General features: G+C 68.0%; 5 protein-coding genes. 1 reads left to right on the forward strand and 4 read right to left on the reverse strand.

Going from position 1 to position 6,000, the window contains the following annotated elements:
• Positions 1-113 precede the first annotated feature (113 nt).
• The 4 genes from murJ to hslV all read right to left on the reverse strand — a co-directional run bounded on the left by murJ (position 114) and on the right by hslV (position 4,744).
• Positions 114-1,685 carry a murein biosynthesis integral membrane protein MurJ gene (gene murJ, locus BW981_RS14315; protein ID WP_076440285.1) on the reverse strand — a complete coding sequence of 524 codons (1,572 nt, stop codon included), beginning with the start codon at positions 1,683-1,685 and terminating at the stop codon, positions 114-116.
• A 26-nt stretch (positions 1,686-1,711) separates the two neighbouring features.
• The gene (hslU, locus tag BW981_RS14320; protein ID WP_076440287.1) at positions 1,712-3,022 is read right to left on the reverse strand and encodes an ATP-dependent protease ATPase subunit HslU; all 1,311 of its coding nucleotides are present in this window, start codon (positions 3,020-3,022) and stop codon (positions 1,712-1,714) included.
• A gap of 67 nt (positions 3,023-3,089) precedes the next feature.
• Positions 3,090-4,178 (reverse strand): DUF2339 domain-containing protein, encoded by a 1,089-nt coding sequence (locus tag BW981_RS14325; RefSeq protein WP_076440289.1) that lies wholly within the window; start codon positions 4,176-4,178, stop codon positions 3,090-3,092.
• Positions 4,175-4,744, reverse strand: coding sequence for an ATP-dependent protease subunit HslV (hslV, locus tag BW981_RS14330; protein ID WP_076440352.1), 570 nt, complete (start codon positions 4,742-4,744; stop codon positions 4,175-4,177). Before hslV ends, BW981_RS14325 begins: the two co-directional genes overlap by 4 nt.
• Positions 4,745-4,951: 207 nt before the next feature.
• Between hslV and BW981_RS14335 the strand changes: the two genes are divergently transcribed.
• Positions 4,952-6,000: HAMP domain-containing protein (locus tag BW981_RS14335; protein WP_139333765.1), on the forward strand; the 1,049-nt coding region annotated here is incomplete at its 3' end.

The raw sequence follows: 6,000 nt of genomic DNA on the forward strand, positions 1-6,000 counted from the left end.
AAGAGAGGGGGTCGTTTGGAGTGCCGCGTTCTCGCCGAAGCCCGCGCGGGGCGCAAGGGGCGCAGGCGGGTGACGGGAGCCGCATCGCAAGGCAGCCGCCAGGGCGTGGCCGGTCAGGACATCTTCCCGAGCCGCCCGAGCTCGCGCAGCCGGAAAGCCCCCAGAATCCGCCCGGCAAGCGCATAGAGCACGCAACCCAGGCCGCAGAGCAGGGTCAGCGCGCCGATACGCCAGCTCAGCGCGGCCTCGACGGACAGGCTGGCGAGAAGCCGGGGCATCACGGTTTCGATTCCCGCGAGCATAACGAGATCGGCCGCCAGGATGGCAAGGATCGGCCGCAGCATCCGGCGCCGCGGCCGCCAGAGCCCGTCGCGCAGCAGAAAGCCGCCCAGAACCCCGGCCTGCGTCACGAAGGCGAGGCTGGCTGCGGCCGCTGCGTTGGTTGCGGGCATCGCCATCGTCGCGGACTGGCCGGCGACAATCGCCACGATCAGTGCAGCGAGCCCGGCATAAAGCGGCAGGCGCGGCGTCTGGCGGGCGAAATAGACCTGCGCGAAGACCTTTGCGATCACGGCGAAGGGCAGACCGAAGGCAAAGGCGCGCATCGCGTCGGCGGTCCGGATGCGGTCGAGCTCGGTGAAACGCCCGCGCTCGAACAGCACGGAGATGATCGGGTCCGCCAGCCAGGCGAGCGCCGTCGCGGCCGGCACCGCCAAAGCGAGTCCCAGCAGCAGCGCGCGGTCGATCGTCTGCCACCGCCCCGCCGCGTCGCCCGCGCTTTCCTGGGCGGCGATGGCCGGCAGCAGCACCACCCCCATGGCCACCGCCACGAAGCCGAGCGGCAGCTGGAAGACGCGGTCGGCATAATACAGCCAGGACACGGCGCCGGGCTGCGCCGAGGCGATCTGCGTCGCCACCAGCAGCACGAGCTGCGAGGTCGAGGCCGCCAGCAGCGCCGGCCCGCCAAGCTTCACGAGCCGCGTCATCCCGGGCGACCATTGCAGTCGTGGCCGCGCCAGCCCGGTTTCCCCACGCCAGAGCGCGACCGCGACCATCAGCAGATGCAGCGCCCCCCCGAGACTGACCGCCGCCGCAATCAGCGCTGCACCTTGCTGAGAGGGCAGGTCCGTGGAGAGCGCCAGCACCAGCGCCGCGATCAGCACCAGATTGAGCAGGGAGGGCGCAAGCGCGGCGACGAGGAAGCGTCCCTCGGAATTCAGCACCGCCGCCAGGAGCGAGGCCAGCGTCGTGAAGGCGAGAAAGGGCAGCGCAATGCGGGTGTAGCCCGTCGCCATGGCGAGTGTTTCCGGCGCGTCGTGGAAACCGCCGGCGATCGCCAGCACGAGCCAGGGCGCCAGCAAGAGCCCAAGCGCGGTGACCACGCCGAGTGCCAGCGCGAGCCAGGCGAAAGCCTGGCCTGCGAAGCGCTTGGCCGCCTCGACTCCCGCCTCGGTCCGCAGATCGAGATAGACCGGGACGAAAGGCGCGTTCAGCCCGCCTTCGCCCAGCACGCGGCGCATCAGGTTGGGCAGCCGGAAGGCGACGAGAAAGGCATCCGCCACCGGTCCTGCCCCAAGCATCCGCGCGATCAGCATGTCGCGGGCGAAGCCGAGCAGGCGCGACAGCACCGTCGCCAGACCGACGACGAGCGAGTTGCGGGCGAGCTTTGTCGGTTCGGCCGGCATCGCCGTCCTCCCCCTTCAACGGCCGGTTACAAAATGAACCGGCTTAGATCCGCGTTCTTCGCCAGGTCGCCGATGCGCGACTGCACGTAAGGCGCATCGATCGTCACCGTCTCGCCGGAGCGGTCGGGCGCGGTGAAGGAGATGTCGTCGAGGATGCGCTCGATCACCGTCTGCAGCCGACGCGCGCCGATGTTCTCGACGGTCGAATTCACCTGCACGGCGATGCGGGCGATGGCGTCGATCGCATCCGGCTCGAAGCTGATCTGCACGGCCTCCGTCGCCATCAGCGCCACAGACTGCTTGATCAGGCTGGCTTCCGTTTCGGTCAGGATACGTTTGAAGTCTTCGATATCGAGGGGATTAAGCTCGACACGGATCGGCAGGCGCCCCTGCAGCTCCGGCAGCAGGTCCGAGGGGCGCGAGACGTGGAAGGCGCCCGAGGCGATGAAGAGGATGTGGTCGCTCTTCACCGCACCGTGCTTGGTGGCGACGGTGGTGCCCTCGATGAGCGGCAGCAGGTCGCGCTGCACGCCTTCGCGCGAGACGTCGGCGCCGCCCTTGCCCTCGCGGGCGCAGATCTTGTCGATCTCGTCGAGGAAGACGATGCCGTTGTTCTCGACCTCGCGGATCGCGGCCTGGATAATGGCGTCCTGGTCGATCAGCTTGTCGCTCTCCTCGGCGAGCAGCGGCGCATAGGCATCCTTCACCAGCATGCGCCGGGGCTTGCCCTTCTGGCCGAAGGCCTTGCCGAACATCTCGGAGAGGTTGATCGCGCCGATCGAAGCGCCGGGCATGCCGGGCACCTCGAACATCGGCGCGGAAGCGCCCGCGCCGGCCGCCACCTCGACCTCGATCTCCTTGTCGTCGAGTTCGTTGGCGCGCAACTTGCGACGAAAGGAATCGCGGGTCGCCTGGCTGGAATTGGCCCCGACCAGTGCGTCGAGCACGCGCTCCTCGGCAGCGAGATGAGCCTTGGCCTCGACATCCTTGCGCCGGCTCTCGCGCACCAGCGCGATCGCCACCTCGAGCAGGTCGCGTACGATCGACTCGACATCGCGGCCGACATAGCCGACCTCGGTGAACTTCGTCGCCTCGACCTTGAGGAAGGGCGCATTCGCCAGCTTGGCGAGGCGCCGCGCGATCTCGGTCTTGCCGCAACCGGTCGGGCCGATCATCAGGATGTTCTTCGGCGAAACCTCCTCGCGCAGCGGCCCTTCGAGCTGCTGGCGGCGCCAGCGATTGCGCAGCGCGATGGCGACGGCGCGCTTGGCGTCGTTCTGGCCGACGATGAAGCGGTCGAGTTCGGAGACGATCTCGCGGGGGGAAAACGATGTCATGATGTCCGCTTGTCCTGAAGCGTAGGGCGCGCCGGGCCTGAATGCGCGACGATGTGATGATGCCGGCTCATGCCGGTGTCGCGTCGATCGGCGGCAGCCTGTCGCGCCAGCGCCCGAGCGGCAGCGCCGGCAGCAGCAGACGACGCAGGCTGCGCCAGCCGGCCGAGAGCGCCAGCACCAGCATGGCAAGGCCAAGCAGCGCCAGCGGCAGGCCGAGGTCGCCCGAAAGATTCTGCGAGATCAGATAGGCCACCGCGATGCCGGCATAACTCAGCGCCGAGACCAGCAGCGCGCGCCGGTCGATCACCAGCGCGATGATGCCGAGCACGGCGAAGAGGCCGAGCACGACGAGCGAGGTCGCGGTGGTGAAGCTGCCCGCGGCACCGACCATGCCGCGGAACACCGGATGCACGATCAGCCCGGCCGCCAGCAGATGCAGCCAGAAGGCGGCATCCGAACGCCGGGTCAGCCGGCGCGGATCGCGCATGTCGAGCCGCAGCGCGAGCGCGAAGACCGACAGGCCGCAAAGAGCCAGGATCGGATTGAGGTAAGCCTGCGCCAGGGCCGGCGCCAGCGCCGAGACCAGCGCGAGAACCGAGCCAATGGCCCCGCTCGCCACAAGGGCCATGTTGATCGGCACGCGGAAACGCCAGTGATGCAGCAGCGCGGCGCCGGAGAACGCAAGGGCGGCGAGCACCCAGCCGCCATAGAGGAAGGAGGGCAGGCCGCGATCGGCGGTGAGTTGCGCCACCAGCAGCGCGGCCGAGGCGCAAAACATCGCCGCCAGCAGGATCGAGGGCAGGGCCAGCCGCATGCGCCGGGCGAAGATCTCGCTCAGGGCCCAGGCGGCGACGAGCGCGACGGCGGAAAAGGCATCGCCGAAGCCCACCACGCGCGACAGGCCCAGCAGCGCGCCGGCCAGCAGCCCGACGCCGATCGCCACGAAGACGTCGTTGAAGCCGCCGATCAGCCGGAAGCGCTCGTCATCGGGGTCGATGGGGCGGCCGGCCCCGGCAACAATGCGGTCACCCAGGCGTGGCGGCGCCGCGCTCTGCCGTTCGAGGCGCATCCGCGCCAGATGGGCGATGCGCACGGCCTGCGCCTGGTCGATGATGCCTTCCGCCACCGCGGCCTGCAGGTCCTGCTCGGCGATCATGGCGTGTCCAATGTCTCGATCACGAGCGAGTGGTTGGTATAGACGCAGATGTCGCCGGCGATCTTCATCGCCTTGCGCACGATCGCCTCGGCGTCGGGTTCGATGTCGATCAGCGCGCGCGCCGCGGACAGCGCGTAATTGCCTCCGGAGCCGATCGCCATCACCGAACCGTGCTCGCTTGATTCCGGTTCGAGCACGTCGCCGGTGCCTGAGATCAGCAGCGAAACCTCCTTGTCGGCGACGAGCAGCATCGCCTCCAGCCTGCGCAGATAGCGGTCGGTGCGCCAGTCCTTGGCGAGCTCGACGCAGGCGCGCAGGAGCTGCGTCGGATACTGCTCGAGCTTGGTCTCCAGCCGCTCGAACAGCGTGAAGGCGTCGGCGGTGGCGCCGGCGAAGCCCGCGATCACCGCCCCCTTGGCGAGGCGGCGCACCTTGCGGGCATTGCCCTTCATGATGGTCTGGCCGAGCGAGACCTGCCCGTCGCCGCCAATGACGACCCGCCCGCTCTTGCGCACCATCAGGATCGTGGTGGCGTGCATCAGGGGAGCTTGGCTGGGTTCGGACATCGCGGGACCGGTCATGAAGAGAGCTGCGAGCCAAGATGTTGAGGCGCGACGCCAGTATCAAGAGGCGAGTCGATCGTCGCTGCCGTCGCGCCCCGCGCCGCCCCATACGGATAACGTAAGGTGAAGCCCTTAATCTCTTTTTTAGCGATTGCGGCCAAAGCTGCCCCAAATGAGCCGGCTGCAGGCGAAAGCGCCAAGGACCAACCCATGAAATCGATCCGCCTCAAGATCATGGCAATGCTGGCGATCGTCGCCGGCGGCGCCGTGCTTTGCGCTGTCTTCAGCGTGTACACGCTGCTCGAGGCGAACCGTCTCAACAAGAGCGCGAACAGCCTGGATGAGATCGCCATCGTCACCGAGCGGATCAATGCGACTGTCCTTGGCGTGGTGATGGATGCACGTGGCATCTACATGTCGAAGAGTTCGCAGGAAGCTGAACCCTTCGCCAAGGGCGTCGAGAACCGCCTCGTTGAACTGCGCAAGCATTCCGACGAGCTGCTGGCCAAGGTTCCCGAGTACGAGCGCGAGCCTGCCGCCAAGGTTGGGCGCGCCATCAACGACTTCATCGCGTTCAGGACCGAGACTGTGCGGCTCGGCCGCACCGTCTCTCCTCAGGCGGCGAACGAACAGGGCAACAACGAGGCCAACCGCGCCAACCGAAAGGCGCTTGGCGACCTCATCGTGGCTTTCGCTCAAGCCAATATCGGCCTCAGCAACGTGCAGTCCAAGGAAGCGGACAGCTTTACGATTCGCGCGACCTATGTGCTCCCGGGTGCACTCCTTGTCACGCTTCTCATGAGCTTCGGCATCGCGCTCGCCTTCGCTCAGCGGTCGATCACGCGGCCGATCCTGGCGCTTTCGCGGGTGATGGAACGGCTCGCGGCAGGCGACCTGAAAGCGGAGGTGCCGCATGCCGACCGCGAGGACGAGATCGGCGCCATGGCGCGCTCGGTCTCCGTGCTGAAGGAAGCGACCGCCCAGGTGGCGGCGCTTCAGGAGCAGGAGCGCACCGCTTCTGCGGCGCGTCTTGCGCGCGCGCAGTCGATGGAGGCTGTGGTGTCGGATGTGGGGGATGTCGTTTCGGCTGCGGCTGCTGGCGACTTCTCGGCGCGCCTGCAGATCGAGGATGCCGACGAGCAGATGCAGAAGCTGGTGGCCGGGATCAACGAGATCAACGCGGTTGTGGATTCGGCGACGACGGAGTTTGCCGGGGCGCTTCAGGCGATTGCGGGCGGGGATCTGACGAGCCGGGTTGA

Source organism: Allobosea sp. TND4EK4 (genome assembly GCF_900156025.1).
In the GTDB taxonomy this organism is placed as follows: domain Bacteria; phylum Pseudomonadota; class Alphaproteobacteria; order Rhizobiales; family Beijerinckiaceae; genus Allobosea.